Consider the following 23205-nt stretch of genomic DNA (forward strand, 5'->3'; position numbering starts at 1 on the left):
CGTGATCGATATCAACGAGTCCGTGATGCAGTTCCTCCTGGCGTTCGTCGTTGTCGGCCCGCTCCTGGGTGCCGCCGCGGCTCTCCTGCCGGCCCCGCCCGGACTGAAGGGCAAGTCACCCGACCAGGCCGTGCTGCGGCACGGCGTCACCGTCACCGGCACCGTCCTCATCGCCGTGGTCGCCCTCGTACTCGGCTTCGACCACGACCATCCGTCGAAGATGCAGGCCGGCACGGACATCAGTTGGATCCCCGCACTCGACGTGCGCATCCACCTCGGCATCGACGGCATCTCCCTCCCCCTGCTCGTCCTGACGGCGCTGCTGACCTTCCTGTGCGCGCTCTACTCGTACTTCAAGCAGCAGCATGAGCGGGTGACGCCGCGGGCCTCGGGCCCGAGCCCGAAGGCGCTCGTCGCTCTGCTGCTCGTCCTGGAGTCCGGCACTCTCGCGACCTTCGCCGTCCTCGACCTGATCCTGTTCTTCCTCGCCTTCGAGATGGTCCTCATCCCGATGTACTTCCTCATCGCCCGCTGGGGCGGCGAGGGACGGGCCGGAGCCGCCTGGAAGTTCATCCTCTTCACGCTCCTCGGCTCCGTCGTCATGCTGCTCGGCCTGCTCCTGATCGGAATCACGGCGGGCACATTCGACATGGTGGCACTCGCCACTGACAACGGCCGGTCGCTGACCACATCCGTGCAGGTCACCGCCGTTCTGGCGATCGGGATCGGGCTCGCCGTCAAGACCCCGATGTGGCCGCTGCACAGCTGGCTGCCCGACGCCCACACCGCCGCGCCGACCGTCGGATCGGTCCTGCTGGCCGGCGTCCTGCTGAAAATGGGTACGTACGGGTTCGTCCGGATCCTGCTTCCGGTGGCGCCGGACGGCTTCCACACCTTCGCGCCGTATCTCGCCGCGTTCGCCGTCGTTGGCATCGTCTACGGCTCTCTGGCCTGTCTGGCCCTGGCCAAACGGGGGGCGAAGGGCGACCTCAAGCGCCTCATCGCCTACTCCTCCGTCGGCCACATGGGCTTCGTCCTGCTCGGCATCTCGACGATGACCCCGACCGGCGTGAACGGCGCCCTGTTCGCCAACGTCGCCCACGGGCTGATCACCGGCCTGCTCTTCTTCGTCGTCGGCGCCCTCAAGGACCGCACCGGCACCACCGACCTAGACGCCCTCGCCGAGGAGACCGGCGCCGCCCTGTACGGCAAGGCACCGCGCCTGGGCGGCCTGCTCGCCTTCGCCGCGGTCGCCTCGCTCGGCCTGCCGGGGCTGGCCGGATTCTGGGGTGAGATGCTCGCCCTGTTCGGCGCCTTCGACCCGCACGACGACCTCAGCCGCCCCGCCTTCCTCACCTTCATGGCCGTCGCCGCGTTCGGCACGCTGCTGACCGCCGCGTACATGCTGATCGTGGTCCGCCGCGTCTGCATGGGCGCCGTGCCGCGGCAGGCCCCGAAGCTCACGGACGTACGCACGTACGAGTTCGCCGCCTGGACCCCGCTCGTCGTCCTCACCGTCGTCGCCGGGCTGTGGCCCAAGATCCTCCTCGGGCTGACCGACCCGGCCGTGCAGCAGCTCCTCTCAGGAGGCACCCGATGAGCTACCCGGCCCAGCCCCTCACCGAGCCTCTGTCACAGCCACTGGCCCAGAACCTCGTCCAGTCCGTCGACTGGCTCGCCATCGCGCCGCCCACCATCACGGCGGTCGTCGGTCTCGTCGTCCTCGTCGCGGACCTGTTCGTCAAGGACGCCCGCAAGTCGCTGCTGGGCTGGGTGTCGGTCGCCGGACTCGCCGCCTCCGCACTCATGCTGCTGCCCCTGGTGAACGGCGACCGCTCCACGTTCTGCCTGACCGGCGACACCGACGTGTGCAGCTACACCGCGGACACCTTCACCCTCGCCATCCAGTTCCTGGTTCTCGGCGGCGCCCTGCTGACCGCGCTGCTGTCGGTGACCGCCGTGAAGGACGCCGACCGCGGACTCCCCGAGGGCGAGTACTGGTTCCTGTTGCTGTCCTCCGCGGCGGGCGCCGCCCTGCTGCCCGCCTCCCGCGACCTCGCGACCCTCATCGTCGCCCTGGAGGTCGCCTCCCTGCCCGCCTTCGCCCTCGTAGGCCTGCGGCAGGGCGACCGCAGGTCATCCGAAGCGGCCCTGAAGTTCTTCCTGTCCTCGGTCACCGCGACCGCGGTCAGCCTCATGGGCATCAGCTTCGTGTACGCCTCTACGGGGACCCTCTACCTCACCCAGGTGGCCGAACGCATCCAGCACGTCGACGGGCAGCTCACCACGCTCGCCCAGACCGGCGTCGTCCTCACTCTCGTCGGCTTCGCCTTCAAGACGGCCGCCGTGCCCTTCCACTTCTGGGTGCCCGACACCTATGTGGGCGCCCCACTGCCGATCGCGGCCTACCTGTCCGTCGTGGGCAAGGCGGTCGGCTTCTCCGGCCTGATCCTCGTCACGGTCATCGCCCTTCCGTCCTACGCCGACGTCTGGGGACCGGCCCTCGCGGCGCTGGCCGCGCTCACCATGACCGTCGGCAACGTCGGAGCCCTCCGCCAGCAAGCCACGCGCGCGTACAGCGCGGTACGCCTCCTCGCCTGGTCGTCGGTCGGTCAGGCCGGCTACCTCCTGGTGCCGATCGCCGCCGCCGCGTACTCCGACGACCCCGAACGCTCGATCGGCTCCACCGTCGCCTACGCCCTCATGTACGCCGCGGTGAACCTCGGCGCCTTCGCGGTGGCCGCACTCGTGGGCCGTACGAGGTCCCTGAACCGTGTCGCCGACTACCGCGGCCTGTACGCGTCCCACCCACTGACAGCCCTGCTCCTGGCGTTCTTCCTGCTTTGCCTCGCCGGACTGCCACCCGGCATCATCGGTCTCTTCGCCAAGGTCACGGTCTTCTCCGCCGCCGTCGACGCGGGCCTCGGCTGGCTGGCCGTCGTCATGGCCGTCAACGTCGTCATCGCGCTGTTCTACTACCTCCAATGGACAGCCCTGCTGTTCCGGCCGTCTGAGGGCGCGACCGTGAAGCACGGTGCCCCGCTTCCACTCACGGCCGTGATCACCGTGACCGCGGTCCTCGCCGTCGCGCTCTCGGGAGCACCCCAGCTGATCCTGCGCCTCGCCGACACCGGGCTCTTCTGAGCGGCAGCCGCTTCGGGTACGCGCAAGTGCGGTACCCGGCTTCCACGCGCGCGTGCCGCACGCCGCGACCGTCACCCGTACGGACCACGCACGCCGACGTGAGCGCCAGGGAACTGGCGGCCTTCGCCTGGCGTTGACCAGTACAGAAGGGTCCACTGGACGTGATGCCACGGCACCGGTGGCATCGGAGACCAGGAAGCAACCACAGCGAGCGACACCAGCAAGCAAAGGGTTCCCCTGCTGCACCACTTGGAGGGCGTACCGTGCACCGCCGGCACAACGGGCTCAGAACCGCAGTACTCCTCGGGGGACTGTCCGCGCTCATCATCGTCATCGGCAGCTTCTTCGGCCGAGCGGGGCTCGTCGTCGCCGTCCTCGTCGCCCTCGGCACGAACGCGTACGCGTACTGGAACAGCGACAAGCTCGCCCTGCGCGCGATGCGGGCCCGTCCGGTCAGCGAGTTCGAGGCCCCGGCGCTGTACCGCATGGTCCGCGACCTCTCCACCCAGGCCCGCCAGCCCATGCCCCGCCTGTACATCTCGCCGACGGAGGCACCGAACGCCTTCGCGACCGGCCGCAACCCGCGCAACGCGGCCGTGTGCTGTACCGAGGGCATCATGCGCCTGCTCGACGAGCGCGAGTTGCGCGGCGTCATCGGCCATGAGCTGAGCCATGTTTACAACCGCGACATCCTGATCTCGTCCGTCGCCGGCGCACTCGCCTCGGTGATCATGTTCCTGGTCAACTTCGCCTGGCTCATCCCGATCGGACGCTCCAACGACGATGACGGCCCCGGTCTGCTGGGCATGCTCCTCATCATGATTCTCGGTCCGCTCGCCGCCACCGTCATCCAACTGGCGATCAGCCGCTCCAGGGAGTACGAGGCCGACGCCTCCGGTGCCCAGCTCACCGGTGACCCGATCGCCCTCGCCGGAGCCCTGCGCAAACTCGAAGTCGGCACGAAGCAGCTCCCGCTGCCACCGGAGCCCCGGATCGAGACCGCCAGCCACATGATGATCGCCAACCCGTTCCGCCCGGGACAGGGGCTTTCGAAGATGTTCTCCACCCACCCGCCGATGGCGGAGCGAATCGCCCGACTCGAAAAGATGGCAGGTCGTCAGCAGTGAAGACCATCCTCAACGTCATTTGGCTCGTATTCAGCGGCTTCTGGCTGTTCCTCGCTTACGTGATCGCGGGCGCGCTGCTCTGTGTCACGATCATCGGAATCCCGTTCGGCATCGCGGCTTTCCGTATCGGCGTCTACGCCCTGTGGCCCTTTGGGTACACGGTGGTCGAGCGCCGCGGCGCGGGAGCACCTTCATGCCTGGGCAACGTGCTGTGGCTGATCCTGGCCGGCTGGTGGCTTGCCATCGGTCACATCGTCACCGGCATCATGCTGTGCGTCACGATCATCGGCATTCCCCTCGGCATCGCCAACTTCAAGCTGATCCCGGTCTCACTGCTCCCTCTGGGACGCGAGATCGTGCGGACGGACCAGCCGTTCACGGCCAGCGCCGGCACACGGGGGACCGGCTGGTAGGAGCCGTCGTTCTCCACAACCGCCGGGTTGTCCACAGGCCCGCTCGATTGTCAGCGGCGGCCTGCATCATGAACCCATGACCGAGAACGAGCAGTTGCTGGCACGGGTGGCAGCCAAGGCACGCAATACCCGCCCGTGGGGCTGGGCTTCCCTGCCCGAGCCCCTCGACGGGGCGACGCTGTCACGCGCCGAGGCTGCCCTCGGGTTCGCTCTCCCGCCGCTGCTCGCCGAGCTCTACCTGCGGATAGGGGACGGTGGCTTCGGCCCGGAGTACGGCCTCCTGCCCCTGCTCGACAGCCCGCCCTCCGGCGAGCCCGCCGCTGTACCCCAATACCTCGCCAACCGCGAGGAAGCCCTGAAGGACCCCGACTGGCCCTGGCCCGAGGGCGTCCTGCCGATATCCCACTGGGGCTGCGCGATGTACGCGTGCGTGGACTGCCGCTCACCACAGGCAACGGTCCTCCTCTTCGAGCCCAATTCAGGCGACGTCGACCACGCCTGGTTCGTCGACGCACCGAGCCTCGCGGACTGGCTGCGGGCCTGGGCCGACGGCACGGGCTGGTACGAGGAGGCCAACGAAGGGATGGAGTTGGCCCGGTGGGCAGGCTTCCCCATACGTACGTCGAGAAGGCCCACGACGACCGGTGCAACGCCTGCCCGGGCATCCTGAGAGGCAAGACGGTCAGCAGGCTCCCGGCGGGCTGAGCCGCCACCGGGACAGCCCGGCCGGCACAGGGCGCGCATCCCGGCAGGCCTACGCGGGAGCAGCACGTAGTGAGGCTCCTGCCGGACAGGACCTGAGGGCGGGGCCCACGCACGGCGGGACCCGGCGGCGGGATCCGTCTGCGGCGGCCCACCAGGCACGTGGCCCGACGCCGGACGAAACGCCTGTCGCAGAGCCACGCGTCGCCACCGCCCGGACGGGGACCGCGCCCTCCGAACGCCGCCCGCGCAGACGCGCAGCCGCCCGCGCAGACGCGCAGCCGCCCGCGCAGACGCGCAGCCGCATCGGCTCGCAGACGTGTCAACTCGCGCAAGCGTGGACCCGTGCCCGCCTCATCCGAGGCTCCTGCCGCGAGACTCGGGGGCGTCAGCCGCGAGATGCCCTTCGCCTTACCGCGAGACCCGCCCTTCCCGCCCCTGCCTCCGCCCCCGTGCCCAGTACGTCACCACACCCACCACCAGCACACCCGCGCCTACGACCACCGAAGGCACCGGAAGGAAGACCGCGAGCACCCCGCACCCGATCAGACCCAGCGCCGGTACGACCCGCGCCGTCCTCGACGGGCCCAGCGTCCAGGCCGACGCGTTGGCCACGGCGTAGTACGCCAGCACACCGAAGGAGGAGAAGCCGATCGCCCCCCGTACGTCCACCGTGGCGGCCAGGACCGCGACGACCGCGCCCACGGCCACTTCCGCCCGGTGCGGCACCTGAAAACGCGGATGCACCGCGGCCAGCGCGCCGGGCAGGTGACCGTCCCGGGCCATGGCCAGCGCTGTCCGTGAAACGCCCAGGATCAGCGCCAGCAGCGAGCCCAGTGCGGCCACGGCGGCGCCCACCCGCACGACCGGCGCCAGCCCGGGCACGCCGGCCGCCCGTACCGCGTCGGCCAGTGGTGCCGTCGCCTGCCCGAGACCGTCCGGGCCCAGCACGGAAAGGACAGCCACCGCGACACACCCGTACACCGCCAAAGCGATGCCCAGGGCCAGCGGGATCGCTCGGGGAATGGTCCGCTCCGGGTCCCGCACCTCCTCACCGAGGGTCGCGATGCGCGCGTACCCCGCGAAGGCGAAGAACAGCAGACCGGCCGCCTGCAGCACCCCGTCGATGCCGCCCGACAGCCCGATGTCCAGCCTTCCGGCATCGGACCGACCCGATCCCAGACACACCGCCACCACGGAAGCGAGTACCGCCAGGACCACCGCCACGATCGCCCGCGTCAGCCAGGCGGACTTCTGGATGCCGCCGTAGTTCACCGCGGTCAGCGCCACCACGGCCGCGACCGCCACCACGTGCGCCTGTTCGGGCCAGACGTAGGCGCCCACGGTGAGCGCCATGGCAGCGCAGGAGGCCGTCTTCCCGACGACGAACGACCAGCCTGCGAGATACCCCCAGAATTCCCCGAGCCGCTCCCGCCCGTAGACGTACGTGCCACCCGAGGCCGGATACCGGGCGGCCAGCCGGGCCGACGACGTGGCGTTGCAGTAGGCGACGACGGCGGCCACGGCGAGGCCGAGCAGCAGCCCCGACCCGGCCGCGCGGGCCGCGGGCGCCAGGGCCGCGAAGATCCCGGCGCCGATCATCGAACCGAGCCCGACGACCACGGCGTCGCCGACGCCGAGGGTGCGCCGCAACTCCGAACCCGCTGGTGTCATGCGTCGCACCCTACTGATCAGGGCAACCACCGGGCGCGGTCGGGACGTCCTCCCCACCAAGAGGAAATGAACACGCGCGGAGGAACGGGCCCACAGGGCTGGGACAGCGTAGGCATAGTGAGAAAGGGCAGGGTCACGGCATGACCGTCATCAGCTGGATCATCCTCGGACTGTTGGCCGGAGCCATCGCCAAGTTTCTGCTGCCCGGCCGCGACCCGGGAGGGCTCATCGGCACGACCCTCATAGGCATCGCGGGCGCGTTCATCGGTGGCTGGATATCGGCCCGCTGGCTGGACCACCCGGTCAGCAAGGGCTTCTACGACGGTGCCACCTGGGCGGCGGCGATCGGCGGTTCCCTGGTGCTTCTGATCGGCTACCGGCTCCTGTTCGGCAACTCGCGCGACTGAACGCGCCCGGGCCGGGGCCGGCCGACGAGCCGGCAGATGACGCGACCGACGAGGCCGGCGGACGAAGCAGCGGACGAAGCAGCGGACGAGCAGGGTGGGCACCGCCGGGTGCCCACCCGTCCGACCTCGTGAGCGGGCGAGGCCCACGCGTCGTCACACCGTCGGCTCAGCAGGTCACCGGTAGTTCACGAACTGCAGCGCGAAGTCGAAGTCCTGGCCCTTCAGCAGGGCGATCACGGTCTGCAGGTCGTCCCGGCTCTTGGAGGAGACCCGCAGCTCCTCGCCCTGCACCTGGGCCTTCACGCCCTTGGGACCCTCGTCGCGGATGAGCTTGGCCACCTTCTTCGCGTTGTCCTGGGAAATGCCCTCCTCGATCGACGCGAAGATCTTGTACTCCTTGCCGGAGAGCTGGGGCTCGCCCGCGTCCAGGGCCTTCAGCGAGATGCCGCGCTTGATCAGCTTGGACTGGAAGACGTCGAGGACAGCGCTCACCCGGTCCTCGGAGTTGGCCTCCATGAGGATCTTCTCCCCGGACCAGGAGATCGAAGCGCCCACGCCCTTGAAGTCGTAGCGCTGCGAGATCTCCTTGGCGGCCTGGTTGAGGGCGTTGTCGACCTCCTGCCGCTCGACCTTCGAGACGATGTCGAAACTGGAGTCGGCCATGTCCTGTGGCTCCTTGTATCTGGGTGCGTGGTATCTGGGTGCGTGTCGGGCCGCGTATCGGGCCCGCATCGGCATACGACGGCGGCCGGCCGAGCCCGGTAGGCGCCCTCGGCCGCATCCGGACAAGCCTAGCCACCCGCCGCCCCCGAGCGGCGATCAATCGGGTGGCGAAGCACCCCTCCACATCAGGTATTGTTTACGTCGTTGCCACGGAGCGCCGCCAAAGGCGGTTCGAAGGGCAGCGAACCCCGGCGGTGTGCCCGAGCGGCCAAAGGGAGCAGACTGTAAATCTGCCGGCTCAGCCTTCCCAGGTTCGAATCCTGGCGCCGCCACACGGGAACGAAAGGCCCTGTGACCTGTTGAAACGACAGGTCACAGGGCCTTTCGTCATGCGTTGCCCCGAAGGGTGCTCGCGCTGCGGGCAGACTGGTGCCCATGGTCTCGTCCTCCCGTCGCAGAATCTGCCCAGAGTGCCGTCGCGAGATCGCCGTCGTCGCGGGGCGGTACGCGCGCCATGACCCCTCCGGTGCGCGGGCGAGTGGCGAGCTCGTCTCCTGCCCGGGTTCGCGGCGACCGGCGCAACTCGGTGCGGTGCAGCCGTCCCTGGACGGTTACGCCGTCCCCGGTTTCCCTGGGCAACTGCCGTTGTTCTGACCGTACGCCCGAGAGTTCCGGGTGCCCCGCGTCCTCAGTTCCCGGCCACCGACTTCACCGCCACCGACACGGGCGTCGAACCGCTGATCAGCTCCAGGGTCAGGCCGCTCGTGGCCGGGGTGTCGACCAGTTCCGCCAGGACTGCGGCCACGTCGTCGCGCGGGACCGGGCCGCGGCCGGTGTGTGCCTCCAGGCGTACGAAGCCGGTGCCGGCGTCGTCCGTCAGTGCGCCGGGGCGCAGGATCGTCCAGTCCAGTTCCTCCAGCGAGCGCACGTACGCGTCGGCCTCGCCCTTGGCGCGCTGGTAGACGTCGAAGATCTCGTCACCCTGGTGGTGCGGGTCGGCGCCCATGGACGACACGACCACGAAGCGCCGTACGCCCGCCCGGACCGCCGCGTCCGCGAAGAGGACCGCCGCCGCCTTGTCCACCGTGTCCTTGCGGGCCGCCCCGCTCCCTGGGCCGGCGCCCGCCGCGAAGACGGCCGCGTCCGCGTCCCGCAGCCGCTCGGCGAGCTCCTCGACCGACGCCGACTCCAGGTCGAGCACGATCGGTTCGGCACCGGCCGCGCGCAGGTCCTCGGCCTGCTCGGCCTTGCGGATGATGCCCGCCACCTCGTCACCGCGCGCGGCGAGCAACCGCTCCAGCCGCAGCGCGATCTGACCATGACCACCAGCGATGACAATGCGCATGTCTTCGACCGTACGCCCCGGCGGCCGCCCTCGCCGCACGGCTCCGGCCGTGTCCCGTGGGGCCCAGTCCGGCCTCACGAACCTGACCGGGCACACACGGCTTCACCGGGAGCACAGGGCCTCAGCCTCATCGAGCACACACGGTTTCACCAGGCGCACACGGCCTCATCGGGCGCACACGCGGGCGCGCACACGGCCCCCACTCCCGTCGAGGTCGCTCCTCGCCCCCTGTCAGGACGCCTCCCCACGCTCCCCACGCCCCTGCCGAGGCAGCCCCAGGTCCTTCCCGGTCGTCGAGTCGCCGTACTCCCGTACAGCGCTCGTCCGTGCCACCACGCGCCCCCGGTGCACCACGATCCGGCTGTACGCCAGGGACAGCGCCCCCGCCAGCCGGTCCCCGCGGACCGCGAGCAGTTCGGCCGGGAAGCCGGCCTCCACCCGCACCTCGGGCAGACCCAGGGCCGCCCGCGCCGCAGCGCTCACCGCGTCGTACGCGTCCTCGGGACGCAGCCCGTGGCGTGACGCCAGCAGGTAGGCCCCCTCCAGGGGGTCACCGCGCCCGACCGGGTTGGACACGTCCCGCAGCGCACCGCTCCCGGCGGCGACCGGCACGCCGGCGGCCCGCAACAGCCGTACCGGTGCCGTGCCGTCGCGGTGGTCGAGCGCGCCACAGGCGCCCTGCGGCTGGCACACCACCGTCACCCCGGCCGCGGCGAGTTGGTCAGCGGCCCGGGAGGCGGCGTCGGCGGGCAATCGGCCCAGCCCGTCGCAGGGGCCCAGGGTCACCCCGTGGCGCAGTCCGCCCGCCATCGCCGCCATCCGGGCCAGCCGCGCCGGGGCGGCGGCGTCCGTGTGCAGGTCGACCGGGCAGCCGTGTTCGGCGGCGACCTCCAGGACAGCCTCGACGTACCCCGTCGGATCGGGGTCCAGGTCCGGACACCCGCCCACCACGTCCGCGCCCATCTTGACCGCGTCCCGCAACGCCGCCAGCCCGTCGGCCCCGGCCACCCCGGTCAGCAGCCTCGGCATCGCCACCGCGGTCAGCTCGGTCAGCCCCCGCAGCGAGCGCCGCGCCCGCAGGACGGCGGTCAGCGAGCCCAGCCCCGGAACGTCGCCCACGCGCACGTGTGCCCGTAGCGCGGTCGCCCCGTGTCCCAGCTGGAGCAGGGCGGCCTCCGTGGCCCGGCGCTGGACGTCCAGGGGATCGTAGGAGACGGGGCCCGGGATGTCGGCCGTCAGCGCCGTGTCGCCGTGGACGTGGGGTTCGGCGGGGGCGGGGAGGAGGAGGTAGCCGGTGAGGTCCACGCGGGTGCCGGAGCCGGACGTTCCAGCCGTTGTCAGGCTGCCGGCCGTGCCGACCGCCTCGATGCGCCCGCCGTGCAGCCGTACGTCCACGGTCCGGCCGTCGGTGAGCCGTGCCCCGGACAGGAGGAGCGAGCCGCGGCCGGCGGGGTCCGAGGGGGAGGGCGAGTGGGGCGGCTGCGGCTGGCTGTCAGGCATCGCACTCCTCCGGCTCGGGGCTGCGCAGTGGGGGACGCAAGGTCACGCAGAGTGAGTCGAGCCTAGGACGGTGGTCAGTCCGTGACGCGGAGGAGCGCAATAGTCGTACCGGTGCGGTCCCGCCACGCCGGGCCCCAGCCCTCTGGACGCCGCCGGGCCGTGCGCGCCGGAGGGCCGATGAGCCCGGGGACGGGTCGGGCACGGTCCGGGGCGGGACCGGGGAGCAGGCGCAGGGGCGGGCCGGGGGACGGGACGGGGCAGGGGCCGCGAAACGGATTTGGGCGAACGGCAGGCGACCGTGTAATGTCTTCATCGCTCGCCCCAATAGCTCAGTCGGCAGAGCGTCTCCATGGTAAGGAGAAGGTCAACGGTTCGATTCCGTTTTGGGGCTCTGGTGTGAGAAGTTCCCGCCGCAAGGCGGGATCCGATCGCATCACAGCGGTGTAGCTCAGTCGGTAGAGCAAGCGGCTCATAATCGCTGTGTCACCGGTTCAAGTCCGGTCACCGCTACACAAAGTAGCCGATTGCGGGGTCGGTCCTTCAGTCGGCTACTCTTGCTTGCGTTAATACCATCAATCCGTTCGTCAAGGAGTGCACTCACGTGGCTGCCACCGACGTCCGCCCGAAGATCACGCTGGCCTGCGTGGAGTGCAAGGAGCGGAACTACATCACCAAGAAGAACCGGCGTAACAACCCGGACCGACTGGAGATGAAGAAGCACTGCCCGCGTTGCAACGCGCACACCGCGCACCGCGAAACGCGATAAATCAGGCTCGTACACGAGGCCGTCCCCGAGGTTTGGGGGCGGCCTCGTGTCGTTTCGGTCAGCGGTGCCGGAGGCGGCACCCACAGCCCGCAGAGCAGCAGGAGGTTGCGAGCCCATGGCGCTCGACCAGTCGTTCGTGGGGCGGACCTATCCGCCTACCGCGCCCTACGAGGTGGGCCGGGAGAAGATCCGCGAGTTCGCGGAGGCGGTGGGGGACGCCAACCCGGCGTACACGGACACGGAGGCCGCGAAGGCGCTCGGATATCCGGACGTGATCGCTCCGCCGACCTTCGTGTTCTCGATCACGTTCAAGGCGGCGGGTCAGGTCATCGAGGACCCGCAGCTCGGCCTGGACTACAGCCGGGTGGTGCACGGCGACCAGAAGTTCGCCTACGTCCGTCCGGTCCGCGCCGGTGACCGGCTCACGGTCACCTCCACCATCGAGGCGATCAAGTCGATGGCGGGCAACGACATCCTGGACATCCGCGGAGAGGTCCACGACGAAGCCGGCGAGCACGTCGTGACCGCCTGGACCAAGCTCGTGGCCCGCGCGGCCGAGGAGGCGTGAGCATTCCATGACGGCGAAGGTCGCTTACAGCGACGTCGAGGTCGGCACCGAGCTGCCGGCGCAGAACTTCCCTGTGAACCGCGCCACGCTCGTGCGGTACGCGGGTGCCTCCGGCGACTTCAACCCGATTCACTGGAACGAGAAATTCGCCAAGGACGTCGGCCTGCCGGACGTCATCGCGCACGGCATGTTCACCATGGCGGAGGCGGTCCGCGTGGTCACCGACTGGATCGGCGACCCCGGCGCGCTCGTGGAGTACGGCGTCCGCTTCACGAGGCCCGTGGTCGTGCCGAACGACGACCAGGGTGCCGTGATCGAGGTCAGCGGCAAGGTCGCGGTCAAGCTCGACGACAACACCGTCCGCGTCGACCTGACGGCCACCAGCGCCGGCCAGAAGGTCCTCGGCATGTCCCGGGCGATCGTGAGACTCGCCTGACGGGGTCCGCCGCGGCCACCCGGCAGGCGGCGGTAGGTAAGGGGTGCTCTCTCAGGAGGGCGCCCCTCACGTACTGCTGAGGGTGCCCCGCGCCTGCCGCCGCATCTCCTCACCGCCGCGGCGAGGCATCCCGCAACACTTCTTGACGTAGTTAGTGATTGAGTACTAACTTACTTGCATGGTCAGGATGAGCGCAGAGGAGCGGCGTGAGAGCGTCATCCGTGCGGCGATGAGCGAGTTCGCCCGGGGTGGCTACTACGGCACGTCGACGGAGACCATCGCCAAGCGGGTGGGAGTCTCCCAGCCGTACCTCTTCCGCCTCTTCCCGGGCAAGAAGGCCATCTTCCTCGCGGTGGCGGAACGCTGCCTGCAGGACATGCGCCGGCTCTTCGAGGTGGCATCCGAGGGCCTGCGCGGCGAAGCGGCCCTGAATGCCATGGCCGAGGCCTACACGCGGCTGATCACCGAGCAGCCCGAGCGCCTCCAGATGCAGTTGCAGGTGTACGTCACGGTCGCGGCTGCGGAAGCGGCCGGGGATCACGAGTTCGGTGAGATGGTCCGCAGGGGCTGGCTGGAACTCTGGGACACCGTGCACGTGCCCCTCGGCGGCGACGTCGGCGAGACGACGACCTTCATGGCGTACGGGATGCTCATCAATGCTCTGGCCGGCATGGGCTTCCCCGCCGAACACCGGATCTGGGAAGGGCTCCATGTCTCGGCCCAGGTCAAGCGGGGCCAGGGCGGCGCGTAGGGGCTTACGGACGCTTGCGGGCGAACGCTCGCGAGCTGCGTGCTTTCGTGTGCCCCCGTGTGACCGCGAAAGTTAGTCATTAATTACTAACCACAGTGAAGCGACAGTACTGGACACCCTCTGGGGGAGAGATGTCACAGCAGAACGCACGTCGCGGGGGAACGGGTTGGGCCCTCGTCATCACCAGCGTCGCCGGTTTCATGGCGGCCCTGGACAATCTCGTCGTCACCACCGCGTTGCCCTCCATCCGTGAGGATCTGGGCGGAGGGCTGCACGACCTGGAGTGGACCGTGAGCGCCTACACGCTCACCTTCGCGGTACTGCTGATGTTCGGCGCGGCCCTTGGAGACCGCTTCGGCCGGCGCAGGCTCTTCGTCATCGGCCTCACCGTCTTCACCGGCGCCTCCGCCGCCGCGGCCCTGGCTCCCGGCATCGACTCGCTCATCGCCGCCCGCGCGGTCCAGGGCGTCGGCGCGGCGATCATGATGCCGCTGACCCTGACCCTGCTGACGGCCGCCGTGCCCGCCGAACGGCGCGGCATGGCGTACGGCATCTGGGGTGCCGTCAACGGGCTCGCCGTGGCCTCCGGTCCACTGGTCGGCGGCAGCCTCACCGAGCACATCTCCTGGCAGTGGATCTTCTGGCTGAACGTTCCGCTGGGGCTGGCCCTGCTGCCGCTCGCCCGTCTCCGCCTCGCCGAGTCGTACGGCACCGGCGCCCCGCTCGACCTCGCCGGCACCCTGCTCGCCAGCGGTGGACTCTTCGGCATCGTCTACGGCCTGATCCGCGGGCCCGTCGACGGCTGGACCAGCCCCGTGGTGCTGACCGCCCTGTTCGCCGGCGTGGCGTTGCTGGCCGGCTTCGTCCATCACGGCAGCAATGGCAAGAACCCCATGCTCCCCATGCGGCTCTTCCGTTCCCGGGCCTTCTCCGGCATCAACGCGGCGAGCCTGCTGATGTTCCTGGGGATGTTCGGCTCGATCTTCCTGCTCAGTCAGTACATGCAGCACGTGCTCGGATACACGCCCACCGAGGCGGGCCTGCGCATGCTGCCCTGGACCGGCATGCCGATGCTGGTCGCGCCGATCGCCGGCATCCTGTCCGACCGAGTCGGAGGGCGACCGGTCGTCGCAGCAGGGCTCTTCCTCCAGGCGGCCGGCCTCGGCTACCTCGCCTCCGTGATCACGGCCGACGCCTCCTACTCCGTCCAGCTGCCCGGACTGATCCTCAGCGGGATCGGCATGGCCCTGTTCTTCGCCCCTGCCTCCGCCCTGGTGATGTCCAGCGTCGCCCCGAAGGAGCAGGGCATCGCCTCCGGCGCCAACAACGCCCTGCGCGAGGTCGGCGGCGCGCTCGGTATCGCGGTCATGGGCTCGATCTTCGCGGCGCAGGGCGGCTACGAGTCCGGGCAGTCCTTCGTCGACGGGCTGCGGCCCGCGGTCGCGGTGGGCGCCGGGGTGGTGGCCCTCGGCGGCGTCGCGGCCCTGCTGATCCCGTCCCGCCGCCGAGGCGGCCAGGCATCCGGGGAGGAGCACGGGCCGGAGCCGACGGCCGGACCGGAGCTCGTCCAGGCAAGGGGAGCGGCCTCCCGCTGACCGCCTGACGCCGCGAGAAGCGACAACCGAGAAGCGACATCCAAGAAGAGACACACGAGAAGCGTCGTACGAGAAGCGACGCACGAGACACGAAAGGAGCCCGGCATGCCCACCCTTCCCTGGACCGTGCCGAACCGGCCGCCGCAGGCCACGGAGGTTCACGTCTTCGCCTCCCGCTTCGAGACCCGCACCCTGTGGGGAGCGCTGAAGTTCCTGGCGCGCACGCCCGGCGTGTGGAGGCAGGTCAGGGGCGCGCCCGGAGCGTACGGCGCGTCCCTGAAGGCGGAGCCTCTCAAGCGGACCTTCTGGACGCTGTCCGCCTGGGAGTCGCCGGAGGCCCTCAAGGCCTTCGCCCACTCCGGCACCCACGCACCCACCTCCCGCGGACTCGCCGGGGAGATGCGGGACTCGAAGTTCGCCTCCTGGCCGGCGTCGAGCGACGAGCTTCCGGTGAGCTGGGCGGAGGTGCGACGCCGTCTGACGTGAGGACGGTCGAACGGACGGCCTCAAGGACGGCCTCAAGGACGGCCTCAAGGACGGACACGAGGACGGAAGTGAGGGCGGAAGTGAGGACAGGAACGCCCCGGCCGGCCGGTCGGGGCGTTTCCCGCTGCCCGGGGGTGCCGGTGCCGTCTCGTACTCTTGGGCGCGTGCAGGAACTCCACGACGCCCCCCTCGCCCCGCTGACCACCTTCCGGCTGGGAGGACCGGCGACCCGGCTGGTCACAGCCACGACCGACGCCGAGGTGATCGCCACCGTCCGCGAGGCCGACGACACCGGCACGCCCCTGCTGCTCATCGGCGGCGGATCCAACCTGGTCATCGGCGACAAGGGCTTCGACGGCACGGCCCTGCACATCGCCACACGCGGCCTCTCCCTCGACGGCACGACGCTGGAACTGGCGGCCGGCGAGATCTGGACCGACGCCGTCGCCCGCACCGTCGAGGCCGGACTCGCCGGCGTCGAGTGCCTGGCCGGCATCCCCGGCTCGGCGGGCGCGACCCCCATCCAGAACGTCGGCGCGTACGGCCAGGAGGTCGCCTCGACGATCACCGAGGTGATCGCGTACGACCGCAGAGCCGGCGGGACGGTCACCCTCACCAATGCCGACTGCGGGTTCTCCTACCGCCACAGCCGTTTCAAGGCCGAGCCCGAGCGGTACGTCGTCCTGCGCGTCCGCTTCGAGCTGGAGAACGCCGACGGGCTCTCCGCGCCCCTCCGCTACGCCGAGACGGCCCGTGCCCTCGGCGTAGAGGCGGGCGAGCGGGTGCCGCTGACGGCAGCCCGCGACACCGTGCTGAAGCTGCGCGCCGGCAAGGGCATGGTCCTGGTCCCCGAGGACCACGACACCTGGTCGGCCGGGTCGTTCTTCACCAACCCGATCCTCACGGACGAGGAGTTCGCCGCCTTCCGCACCCGCGTGGACGAACGCCTCGGCGAAGGCGCCGAGCCGCCCGCCTTCCCTGCCGGCGAGGGCCGCCTCAAGACCTCCGCGGCCTGGCTGATCGACAAGGCCGGCTTCACCAAGGGCTACGGCACCGGGCCCGCCCGCATCTCCACCAAGCACACCCTCGCCCTCACCAACCGCGGTGACGCGACCACGGAGGACCTGCTCGCCCTGGCCCGCGAGGTCGTCACCGGAGTCCGCGAGGCCTTCGGCATCACGCTGGTCAACGAACCGGTGACGGTCGGCGTCAGCCTCTAGCCGAAGCCGAAGCCGAAGCCGAAGCCGAAGCCGAAGCCGAAGCCGAAGCCGAAGCCGAAGCCGAAGCCGAAGCCTCAGCTCGTCGCCGACGCCCACAACCGACGCCCGATAGCCGACACCCAACGCCGAGGAGCCACGCCTCAGTAGGCGACCCCCACGCCCTGTTTCAGGGTCCCCGCGTCCCCGATCATCGCGAGCATCGCGTGGGCGACGTCGGCGCGGCCCGCGAAACGGCCCTTGGACGGGAAGCCGCCGACCGCTGTCCGGTACTGGCCGGAGAGCGGCTTGTCCTGCAGGCGCGGCGGTCGGACGACCGTCCAGTCGGTCGCGCCGCGCGCCACATCCGCCTCCATGGCCCGCAGATCGGCGTAGATGTCCTTGAGGACGGCGGAGACGACGCCGCGCACCCCTCGGTCCAGCAGTCCGGAGTCCCGCGGCTCGGGCCCCACCGGAGCGGCACTGACGACCAGCAGCCTGCGCACGCCCTCCGCCTCCATCGCGCCGAGCACCGTCCGGGTCAGCCGCGTCGCGACCCCGGCGTCGGCGCGGCGGCGGGCGCCGAGCCCGGAGAGTACGGCGTCCCGCCCGGCCACCGCCGGCCGCACAGCCGCCGGGTCGCCCAGGTCCGCGCGGAACACCTCCAGGCGTTCGCCGGTCACGGACAGCCGCGCGGGATCCCGTACGACGGCCGTGACCCGGTGTCCGGCGTCGAGCGCCTGCCGGACGATCTCCTGGCCGATGCCTCCCGTGGCACCGAAGACGGTGAGCTTCATGGCGTACTCCGTTCCGCGCGGCGGCGTGGCCGCGCGCTGGTGGACGACCTGGGTGGGTGAGTACTTACTCACCCCTTCCTCCTCTAGGGTGAGTAAGTACTCACCCACTCGTCAACCCCCGCCTGGAGCAGCCATGTCGCCCGCCAAGCCGGCCCGGGAGCGCATCCTGGACGCCGCCCACGAGCTGATGCTGACCGTCGGGCTCGCCCGCGCCACCACCAAGGAGATCGCCAGGGGAGCCGACTGCTCCGAGGCCGCGTTGTACAAGCACTTCGTGAGCAAGGAGGAGCTGTTCATCCGCGTCCTCTCCGAGCGGCTGCCGCGCCTGACCCCGCTGCTGCGAGAGCTCGCCGCCGAGCCGGGCCGCGCCTCCCTCGAGGAGAACGTCACGGAGATCGCCCGCCAGGCCGCGCTCTTCTACGAGCAGAGCTTCCCGATCGCCGCCTCGCTGTACGCGCAGACGGAGCTCAAGCGACGGCACGACGACGCGATGCGGGAACTGGGCACCGGGCCGCACCTGCCGATCGAGGGTCTCGATGCCTACCTGCGCGCCGAACAGGCCGCCGGGCGCGTCCGTGCCGACGCGGACACCTTCGCCGCCGCGTCGCTGCTGCTGGGTGCCTGCGCGCAGCGGGCGTTCGCGTACGACGCGACGCGGAGCGGTGCCCGCCCGCCCATGGACGACTTCGCGCGGCGACTGGCCCGGACGCTGCTCGCGGGGGTCTGCTGATCTGTCGCCCGGCCTGGGCGCGGGCGGGGACGGGTGACGCGGCCCGGCGCGAGGCGGGGTGCCGCCCCCGGCTCCCGGCTCCCGGCTCCCGGCTCAGCTCGAGCGGGGCGTGCCCCATCGCACCCACCCGTGCCGCCGCCCCCTATGAGGCCATCCAGTCGTCCACACCCGCCAGCAGCTTTCCCTTCACATCCTCCGGAGCCGCCGACCCCCGCACCGACTGACGTGCCAGTTCCGCCAGCTCCGCGTCCGTGAACCCGTGCTGCTCGCGGGCGATCTCGTACTGGGCGGCCAGCCGGGACCCGAACAGCAGCGGGTCGTCCGCGCCCAGCGCCATCGGCACCCCGGCCTCGAACAGCGTCCGCAGCGGCACGTCCTCCGGCTTCTCGTACACGCCCAGGGCGACGTTCGACGCCGGGCACACCTCGCACGTCACCTGCCGGTCGGCCAGCCGCTTCAGCAGCCGCGGATCCTCCGCCGCCCGCACTCCGTGGCCGATCCGGTCGGCCTCCAGGTCGTCCAGGCAGTCCCGTACGGACATCGGACCGGTCAGCTCACCTCCGTGCGGTGCGGACAGCAGCCCCCCTTCCCGCGCGATGGCGAACGCCCGGTCGAAGTCCCGGGCCATGCCCCGCCGCTCGTCGTTGGACAGCCCGAACCCGACCACGCCCCGGTCCGCGTACCGCACCGCGAGCCGGGCCAGCGTCCGAGCGTCCAGCGGGTGCTTCATCCGGTTGGCGGCCACCAGCACCCGCATTCCGATCCCGGTGTCCCGCGTGGTCGTCTCCACCGCGTCCAGGATGATCTCCAGCGCCGGAATCAGCCCGCCCAGCCGCGGCGCGTACGACGTCGGGTCCACCTGGATCTCCAGCCATCCCGACCCGTCCCGCAGATCCTCCTCGGCGGCTTCCCGTACCAGCCGCTGGATGTCCTCCGGCTCCTGGAGGCAGGACCGCGCCGCGTCGTACAACCGCTGGAAGCGGAACCAGCCCCGCTCGTCCGTCGCCCGCAGCTTCGGGGACTCCCCGCGGCCCAGCGCCTCGGTCAGCGTCTCGGGCAGACGCACGCCGTGTCTGTCGGCCAGTTCCAGCAGGGTCGCGGGCCGCATCGACCCGGTGAAGTGCAGGTGGAGATGGGCCTTCGGCAGCTCAGAGAGATCACGTACACGCTCCATCCACCGATCCTGCCCCACGCCACGCCCGGCCCGACAGCACTTTCCCCGGACGTGGTCTTGCTCGCACAAAGAAACAGGGCACCCCGGAACGTTCCGGGGTGCCCTGTCGCGGGAGTGCGGTCAGTCCCGCGCCTCCGCCAGCAGCTTCTGGATCCGGCTCACGCCCTCGACGAGGTCCTCGTCCCCGAGCGCGTACGACAGCCGCAGGTACCCGGGCGTGCCGAAGGCCTCGCCGGGCACCACCGCGACCTCGGCCTCCTCCAGGATGAGCGCGGCCAGCTCGACCGTGTCCTGCGGGCGCTTGCCGCGGATCTCCTTGCCGAGGAGCGCCTTCACCGACGGGTACGCGTAGAACGCGCCCGTGGGCTCCGGGCACAGCACGCCGTCGATCTCGTTGAGCATCCGCACGATGGTCTGGCGGCGCCGGTCGAAGGCCTCGCGCATCTTCGCCACGGCGTCCAGGTCACCGGAGACCGCGGCCAGCGCCGCCGCCTGGGCCACGTTGGACACGTTGGACGTGGCGTGCGACTGGAGGTTCGTCGCGGCCTTGACGACGTCCTTCGGGCCGATGACCCACCCGACCCTCCAGCCGGTCATCGCGTACGTCTTCGCGACACCGTTGACCACGATGCACTTGTCGCGCAGCTCGGGCAGCAGCGCGGGCATGGAGACGGAGAAGGCGTCGCCGTAGACGAGGTGCTCGTAGATCTCGTCGGTCAGCACCCACAGACCGTGCTCGACGGCCCACTGGCCGATCGCCTCGGTCTCGGCCTCGCTGTACACGGCACCCGTCGGGTTCGACGGCGACACGAACAGGACGACCTTCGTCTTCTCGGTGCGCGCGGCCTCCAGCTGCTCCACGCTCACCCGGTAGCCGGTCGTCTCGTCGGCGACGACCTCGACGGGGACACCGCCGGCCAGCCGGATCGACTCCGGGTACGTCGTCCAGTACGGCGCCGGGACGATGACCTCGTCGCCCGGGTCGAGGATCGCGGCGAACGCCTCGTAGATGGCCTGCTTGCCGCCGTTGGTGACCAGGATCTGCGACGGGTCGACCTCGTAGCCGGAGTCGCGCAGCGTCTTCGCGGCGATCGCGGCCTTCAGCTCGGGCAGCCCGCCGGCCGGGGTGTAGCGGTGGTACTTCGGGTTCTTGCAGGCCTCGACGGCGGCCTCGACGATGTAGTCGGGCGTCGGGAAGTCGGGCTCGCCGGCGCCGAAGCCGATCACCGGACGTCCGGCGGCCTTGAGGGCCTTGGCCTTGGCGTCCACGGCGAGGGTGGCGGACTCGGAGATCGCACCGACTCGGGCGGAGACCCGGCGCTCGGTGGGAGGGGTTGCAGCGCTCATGGACCCATCGTTCCAGACAGGAAACTTCCCGGGCACCGGGGTTTCACGGACTGAACAGGACCGGCACCGGACCGGGCGGAGCCCTGAACATCAGTCCGCACGCCCTTTCTGTTCGACGCCCGGCGCCTGAGCACGTACACTCTCACCTCGTTGGCCTTCAGCGGCCCGCGCTCACTCGGTGCACACCAAGCATCCGGGCGTATGCGGTACGTTGGGGACACACAAAGGGTCGTAGCTCAATTGGTAGAGCACTGGTCTCCAAAACCAGCGGTTGGGGGTTCAAGTCCCTCCGGCCCTGCTACACACACCTTCGCCAGGATGTGTGCGCATGTACGTACAGCAATGCACCGCCGTGCGGCTCAGACCGGGCGCGGCACGGCCACGACCCGGAATCAGGTGAGGACGAGTGACGGACGCCGTGGGCTCCATCGACATGCCTGATGCCGAGGACGAAGCGCCCGACTCCAAGAAGAAGTCGCGCAAGGGCGGCAAGCGTGCCAAGAAGGGCCCGCTGAAGCGCCTCGCGCTCTTCTACCGCCAGATCGTGGCGGAGCTGCGCAAGGTTGTCTGGCCGAGCCGCAACCAGTTGTCGACGTACACCACCGTGGTGATCATCTTCGTGGTCATCATGATCGGCCTGGTGACTCTGATTGACTATGGCTTCAGTAACGCCGCCAAGTACGTCTTCGGCTGATTCGAGAGCGAAGGGCGCCGAGGTACCCGGCGCCCCTTTCGCGTGTTCCACCCCTATGTATCCAGGAAGAAGCAGCCACCGTGTCTGACCCGAACGTGAACGACGCCATCGAGCCGGTCGAGTCCGTCGAGGACGAGCCCGGCACCTTCGAGGGCGCCGACAACGAGGACACCGAGGCCTCCGTCGAGGCCGAGGCTGCCGACGACGCCGTCGTCGCGGACGCGGACGAGACCGCCGACGCCGAGGACGAGACCGCCGACGCCGAGGACGAGACCGACGAGCCGGCGGGTGACGACGCGGAGGCCGAGGAGGCGGAGGCCGAGGACGCCGACGCGGAGACCGCCGAGGCCGCCGAGCCCGAGCCCGAGCTCGACCCGATCGAGAAGCTCCGTCAGGAACTGCGCGTCCTCCCCGGCGAGTGGTACGTGATCCACACCTACGCCGGTTACGAGAACCGCGTGAAGACCAACCTCGAGCAGCGCGCCGTCTCGCTCAACGTCGAGGACTACATCTTCCAGGCCGAGGTGCCGCAGGAAGAGGTCGTCCAGATCAAGAACGGCGACCGCAAGACGATCCGGCAGAACAAGCTGCCCGGCTACGTCCTCGTGCGCATGGACCTGACCAACGAGTCCTGGGGCGTCGTCCGCAACACCCCCGGCGTCACCGGCTTCGTCGGCAACGCCTACGACCCGTACCCGCTGACGCTGGACGAGATCGTCAAGATGCTCGCCCCCGAGGCCGAGGAGAAGGCCGCCCGCGAGGCAGCCGAGGCCGAGGGCAAGCCGGCTCCGCAGCGCAAGGTCGAGGTCCAGGTCCTGGACTTCGAGGTCGGCGACTCGGTCACCGTCACCGACGGCCCGTTCGCGACGCTGCAGGCCACGATCAACGAGATCAACGCCGACTCGAAGAAGGTCAAGGGCCTCGTCGAGATCTTCGGCCGCGAGACCCCGGTCGAGCTGAGCTTCGACCAGATCCAGAAGAACTAGCTTCTCTGGACGTACTGCTTCCGAGCAGGTCAGACGGGCTCCCGCTGGGGGGCGCCTCCCGCTTGCGGGGGACCGTCTGACCTGCTCGGTTTTTAGCCGCACATCCATACCCGTTATCGTTGTGCGGTATGCCTGTGTCCGGGTCGCCCCCGGATGCCGGCAGGACCCGAATCGAAAGGACCCGGAGAGCTATGCCTCCCAAGAAGAAGAAGGTCACGGGGCTCATCAAGCTCCAGATCCAGGCCGGTGCCGCGAACCCGGCTCCGCCGGTCGGCCCCGCGCTGGGTCAGCACGGCGTCAACATCATGGAGTTCTGCAAGGCCTACAACGCCGCGACCGAGTCGCAGCGTGGCTGGGTCATCCCGGTGGAGATCACGGTCTACGAGGACCGCTCCTTCACCTTCATCACCAAGACCCCGCCGGCCGCGAAGATGATCCTCAAGGCCGCGGGCGTGGAGAAGGGCTCCGGCGAGCCGCACAAGACCAAGGTCGCGAAGATCACGCGTGACCAGGTCCGTGAGATCGCCACCACCAAGATGCCCGACCTCAACGCCAACGACCTGGACGCCGCCGAGAAGATCATCGCCGGCACCGCGCGTTCCATGGGCGTCACGGTCGAGGGCTGACCTCCACCCCCGTAAGACAGCAGTAGTAGTGGCAGGGCCTGCTCGGCCCGCACCACGACTCCTCAGAAGCCAACAGGA

General features: G+C 70.3%; 25 protein-coding genes and 4 tRNA genes. 22 read left to right on the forward strand and 7 right to left on the reverse strand.

Annotated features, from left to right (window positions below; genetic code table 11):
- The first annotated feature begins 1 nt into the window (after position 1).
- The 5 genes from ACH4F2_RS03685 to ACH4F2_RS03705 all read left to right on the forward strand — a co-directional run bounded on the left by ACH4F2_RS03685 (position 2) and on the right by ACH4F2_RS03705 (position 5354).
- Complete coding sequence (locus ACH4F2_RS03685) at positions 2–1600, forward strand: NuoM family protein (protein WP_398131052.1); 1599 nt, start codon at positions 2–4, stop codon at positions 1598–1600.
- Positions 1597–3144, forward strand: coding sequence for an NADH-quinone oxidoreductase subunit N (locus ACH4F2_RS03690; RefSeq protein ID WP_398131053.1), 1548 nt, complete (start codon positions 1597–1599; stop codon positions 3142–3144). The genes ACH4F2_RS03685 and ACH4F2_RS03690 overlap by 4 nt, the downstream gene beginning before the upstream one ends.
- A 263-nt stretch (positions 3145–3407) precedes the next feature.
- The gene (gene htpX / locus ACH4F2_RS03695; protein WP_398131054.1) at positions 3408–4271 is read left to right on the forward strand and encodes a zinc metalloprotease HtpX; all 864 of its coding nucleotides are present in this window, start codon (positions 3408–3410) and stop codon (positions 4269–4271) included.
- A complete protein-coding gene (locus ACH4F2_RS03700; RefSeq protein WP_398131055.1) occupies positions 4268–4684 on the forward strand; it encodes a YccF domain-containing protein in 417 nt (138 codons plus the stop codon). Before htpX ends, ACH4F2_RS03700 begins: the two co-directional genes overlap by 4 nt.
- Positions 4685–4760: 76 nt before the next feature.
- Positions 4761–5354, forward strand: coding sequence for an SMI1/KNR4 family protein (locus tag ACH4F2_RS03705; RefSeq protein WP_398131056.1), 594 nt, complete (start codon positions 4761–4763; stop codon positions 5352–5354).
- A gap of 443 nt (positions 5355–5797) precedes the next feature.
- On the opposite strand, the gene ACH4F2_RS03710 is transcribed toward ACH4F2_RS03705, so the two are convergent.
- Positions 5798–7060 (reverse strand): APC family permease, encoded by a 1263-nt coding sequence (locus ACH4F2_RS03710; protein ID WP_398131057.1) that lies wholly within the window; start codon positions 7058–7060, stop codon positions 5798–5800.
- Between the two features lie 140 nt (positions 7061–7200).
- On the opposite strand from ACH4F2_RS03710, the gene ACH4F2_RS03715 reads away from it, so the two are divergent.
- A complete protein-coding gene (locus tag ACH4F2_RS03715) occupies positions 7201–7467 on the forward strand; it encodes a GlsB/YeaQ/YmgE family stress response membrane protein (protein ID WP_398131058.1) in 267 nt (88 codons plus the stop codon).
- Between the two features lie 174 nt (positions 7468–7641).
- Here the strand turns inward: ACH4F2_RS03715 and ACH4F2_RS03720 are convergent, their stop codons facing one another.
- Complete coding sequence (locus tag ACH4F2_RS03720) at positions 7642–8130, reverse strand: YajQ family cyclic di-GMP-binding protein (protein WP_159329740.1); 489 nt, start codon at positions 8128–8130, stop codon at positions 7642–7644.
- A gap of 250 nt (positions 8131–8380) precedes the next feature.
- On the opposite strand from ACH4F2_RS03720, the gene ACH4F2_RS03725 reads away from it, so the two are divergent.
- Positions 8381–8462: transfer RNA gene (locus ACH4F2_RS03725), tRNA-Tyr, on the forward strand.
- Between the two features lie 103 nt (positions 8463–8565).
- Positions 8566–8784 carry a hypothetical protein gene (locus tag ACH4F2_RS03730; RefSeq protein ID WP_398131059.1) on the forward strand — a complete coding sequence of 73 codons (219 nt, stop codon included), beginning with the start codon at positions 8566–8568 and terminating at the stop codon, positions 8782–8784.
- Positions 8785–8818: 34 nt separating this feature from the next.
- Here the strand turns inward: ACH4F2_RS03730 and ACH4F2_RS03735 are convergent, their stop codons facing one another.
- Both ACH4F2_RS03735 and ACH4F2_RS03740 read right to left on the reverse strand, forming a co-directional pair.
- Positions 8819–9475, reverse strand: a complete 657-nt coding sequence (locus ACH4F2_RS03735) for an SDR family oxidoreductase (RefSeq protein ID WP_398131060.1) — start codon at positions 9473–9475, stop codon at positions 8819–8821.
- A 231-nt stretch (positions 9476–9706) separates the two neighbouring features.
- On the reverse strand, positions 9707–10975 hold the full coding sequence (locus ACH4F2_RS03740) for a hydrolase (RefSeq protein WP_398131061.1): 1269 nt from the start codon (positions 10973–10975) through the stop codon (positions 9707–9709).
- A 318-nt stretch (positions 10976–11293) separates the two neighbouring features.
- On the opposite strand from ACH4F2_RS03740, the gene ACH4F2_RS03745 reads away from it, so the two are divergent.
- From ACH4F2_RS03745 to ACH4F2_RS03785, 9 genes are all read left to right on the forward strand, one after another.
- A tRNA-Thr gene (locus ACH4F2_RS03745) sits at positions 11294–11366 on the forward strand.
- A 46-nt stretch (positions 11367–11412) separates the two neighbouring features.
- Positions 11413–11485 (forward strand) — tRNA-Met (locus ACH4F2_RS03750).
- A gap of 91 nt (positions 11486–11576) precedes the next feature.
- Positions 11577–11741, forward strand: a complete 165-nt coding sequence (rpmG, locus tag ACH4F2_RS03755) for a 50S ribosomal protein L33 (protein ID WP_003948671.1) — start codon at positions 11577–11579, stop codon at positions 11739–11741.
- A gap of 115 nt (positions 11742–11856) precedes the next feature.
- Positions 11857–12309 (forward strand): MaoC family dehydratase N-terminal domain-containing protein, encoded by a 453-nt coding sequence (locus ACH4F2_RS03760; protein WP_398131062.1) that lies wholly within the window; start codon positions 11857–11859, stop codon positions 12307–12309.
- 7 nt (positions 12310–12316) lie between these two features.
- Positions 12317–12745, forward strand: a complete 429-nt coding sequence (locus ACH4F2_RS03765; protein ID WP_398131063.1) for a MaoC family dehydratase — start codon at positions 12317–12319, stop codon at positions 12743–12745.
- Positions 12746–12923: 178 nt separating this feature from the next.
- Complete coding sequence (locus ACH4F2_RS03770) at positions 12924–13496, forward strand: TetR/AcrR family transcriptional regulator (protein WP_398131064.1); 573 nt, start codon at positions 12924–12926, stop codon at positions 13494–13496.
- 131 nt (positions 13497–13627) lie between these two features.
- Complete coding sequence (locus ACH4F2_RS03775) at positions 13628–15091, forward strand: MFS transporter (RefSeq protein WP_398131065.1); 1464 nt, start codon at positions 13628–13630, stop codon at positions 15089–15091.
- A gap of 105 nt (positions 15092–15196) precedes the next feature.
- Positions 15197–15577: a DUF3291 domain-containing protein gene (locus ACH4F2_RS03780; protein ID WP_398131066.1), complete on the forward strand. Its 381-nt coding sequence runs from the start codon at positions 15197–15199 to the stop codon at positions 15575–15577.
- A gap of 164 nt (positions 15578–15741) precedes the next feature.
- The gene (locus ACH4F2_RS03785; RefSeq protein WP_398131067.1) at positions 15742–16797 is read left to right on the forward strand and encodes a UDP-N-acetylmuramate dehydrogenase; all 1056 of its coding nucleotides are present in this window, start codon (positions 15742–15744) and stop codon (positions 16795–16797) included.
- Positions 16798–16937: 140 nt separating this feature from the next.
- Here ACH4F2_RS03785 and ACH4F2_RS03790 read toward each other — a convergent pair whose 3' ends face one another.
- A complete protein-coding gene (locus ACH4F2_RS03790) occupies positions 16938–17570 on the reverse strand; it encodes an NAD(P)-dependent oxidoreductase (RefSeq protein ID WP_398131266.1) in 633 nt (210 codons plus the stop codon).
- Positions 17571–17703: 133 nt separating this feature from the next.
- On the opposite strand from ACH4F2_RS03790, the gene ACH4F2_RS03795 reads away from it, so the two are divergent.
- Positions 17704–18300, forward strand: coding sequence for a TetR/AcrR family transcriptional regulator (locus ACH4F2_RS03795; RefSeq protein ID WP_398131068.1), 597 nt, complete (start codon positions 17704–17706; stop codon positions 18298–18300).
- A 142-nt stretch (positions 18301–18442) separates the two neighbouring features.
- Here ACH4F2_RS03795 and ACH4F2_RS03800 read toward each other — a convergent pair whose 3' ends face one another.
- Positions 18443–19474 carry an adenosine deaminase gene (locus ACH4F2_RS03800; RefSeq protein WP_398131069.1) on the reverse strand — a complete coding sequence of 344 codons (1032 nt, stop codon included), beginning with the start codon at positions 19472–19474 and terminating at the stop codon, positions 18443–18445.
- 120 nt (positions 19475–19594) lie between these two features.
- Positions 19595–20821 carry a pyridoxal phosphate-dependent aminotransferase gene (locus ACH4F2_RS03805; protein ID WP_398131070.1) on the reverse strand — a complete coding sequence of 409 codons (1227 nt, stop codon included), beginning with the start codon at positions 20819–20821 and terminating at the stop codon, positions 19595–19597.
- A gap of 225 nt (positions 20822–21046) precedes the next feature.
- Between ACH4F2_RS03805 and ACH4F2_RS03810 the strand changes: the two genes are divergently transcribed.
- The 4 genes from ACH4F2_RS03810 to rplK all read left to right on the forward strand — a co-directional run bounded on the left by ACH4F2_RS03810 (position 21047) and on the right by rplK (position 23127).
- Positions 21047–21119: transfer RNA gene (locus ACH4F2_RS03810), tRNA-Trp, on the forward strand.
- Positions 21120–21227: 108 nt separating this feature from the next.
- Complete coding sequence (gene secE / locus ACH4F2_RS03815) at positions 21228–21515, forward strand: preprotein translocase subunit SecE (RefSeq protein WP_398131071.1); 288 nt, start codon at positions 21228–21230, stop codon at positions 21513–21515.
- Positions 21516–21595: 80 nt separating this feature from the next.
- On the forward strand, positions 21596–22501 hold the full coding sequence (gene nusG / locus ACH4F2_RS03820; protein ID WP_398131072.1) for a transcription termination/antitermination protein NusG: 906 nt from the start codon (positions 21596–21598) through the stop codon (positions 22499–22501).
- Positions 22502–22692: 191 nt separating this feature from the next.
- On the forward strand, positions 22693–23127 hold the full coding sequence (gene rplK / locus ACH4F2_RS03825; protein ID WP_006130605.1) for a 50S ribosomal protein L11: 435 nt from the start codon (positions 22693–22695) through the stop codon (positions 23125–23127).
- Positions 23128–23205 lie beyond the last annotated feature (78 nt).

It is taken from the genome of Streptomyces sp. NPDC017890, from assembly GCF_044328675.1.
Lineage (GTDB): Bacteria > Actinomycetota > Actinomycetes > Streptomycetales > Streptomycetaceae > Streptomyces.

What these genes read in the sequence shown, in the direction of transcription:
- ACH4F2_RS03690 (WP_398131053.1), top strand. Translation starts at nt 1,597, where the DNA reads ATGAGCTACCCGGCCCAGCCCCTCACCGAGCCTCTGTCACAGCCACTG.
- ACH4F2_RS03705 (WP_398131056.1), top strand. Translation starts at nt 4,761, where the DNA reads ATGACCGAGAACGAGCAGTTGCTGGCACGGGTGGCAGCCAAGGCACGC.
- ACH4F2_RS03710 (WP_398131057.1), bottom strand. Translation starts at nt 7,060, where the DNA reads ATGACACCAGCGGGTTCGGAGTTGCGGCGCACCCTCGGCGTCGGCGAC.
- ACH4F2_RS03715 (WP_398131058.1), top strand. Translation starts at nt 7,201, where the DNA reads ATGACCGTCATCAGCTGGATCATCCTCGGACTGTTGGCCGGAGCCATC.
- ACH4F2_RS03720 (WP_159329740.1), bottom strand. Translation starts at nt 8,130, where the DNA reads ATGGCCGACTCCAGTTTCGACATCGTCTCGAAGGTCGAGCGGCAGGAG.
- ACH4F2_RS03730 (WP_398131059.1), top strand. Translation starts at nt 8,566, where the DNA reads ATGGTCTCGTCCTCCCGTCGCAGAATCTGCCCAGAGTGCCGTCGCGAG.
- ACH4F2_RS03735 (WP_398131060.1), bottom strand. Translation starts at nt 9,475, where the DNA reads ATGCGCATTGTCATCGCTGGTGGTCATGGTCAGATCGCGCTGCGGCTG.
- ACH4F2_RS03740 (WP_398131061.1), bottom strand. Translation starts at nt 10,975, where the DNA reads ATGCCTGACAGCCAGCCGCAGCCGCCCCACTCGCCCTCCCCCTCGGAC.
- ACH4F2_RS03760 (WP_398131062.1), top strand. Translation starts at nt 11,857, where the DNA reads ATGGCGCTCGACCAGTCGTTCGTGGGGCGGACCTATCCGCCTACCGCG.
- ACH4F2_RS03765 (WP_398131063.1), top strand. Translation starts at nt 12,317, where the DNA reads ATGACGGCGAAGGTCGCTTACAGCGACGTCGAGGTCGGCACCGAGCTG.
- ACH4F2_RS03770 (WP_398131064.1), top strand. Translation starts at nt 12,924, where the DNA reads ATGGTCAGGATGAGCGCAGAGGAGCGGCGTGAGAGCGTCATCCGTGCG.
- ACH4F2_RS03775 (WP_398131065.1), top strand. Translation starts at nt 13,628, where the DNA reads ATGTCACAGCAGAACGCACGTCGCGGGGGAACGGGTTGGGCCCTCGTC.
- ACH4F2_RS03780 (WP_398131066.1), top strand. Translation starts at nt 15,197, where the DNA reads ATGCCCACCCTTCCCTGGACCGTGCCGAACCGGCCGCCGCAGGCCACG.
- ACH4F2_RS03790 (WP_398131266.1), bottom strand. Translation starts at nt 17,570, where the DNA reads ATGAAGCTCACCGTCTTCGGTGCCACGGGAGGCATCGGCCAGGAGATC.
- ACH4F2_RS03795 (WP_398131068.1), top strand. Translation starts at nt 17,704, where the DNA reads ATGTCGCCCGCCAAGCCGGCCCGGGAGCGCATCCTGGACGCCGCCCAC.
- ACH4F2_RS03800 (WP_398131069.1), bottom strand. Translation starts at nt 19,474, where the DNA reads ATGGAGCGTGTACGTGATCTCTCTGAGCTGCCGAAGGCCCATCTCCAC.
- ACH4F2_RS03805 (WP_398131070.1), bottom strand. Translation starts at nt 20,821, where the DNA reads ATGAGCGCTGCAACCCCTCCCACCGAGCGCCGGGTCTCCGCCCGAGTC.
- rplK (WP_006130605.1), top strand. Translation starts at nt 22,693, where the DNA reads ATGCCTCCCAAGAAGAAGAAGGTCACGGGGCTCATCAAGCTCCAGATC.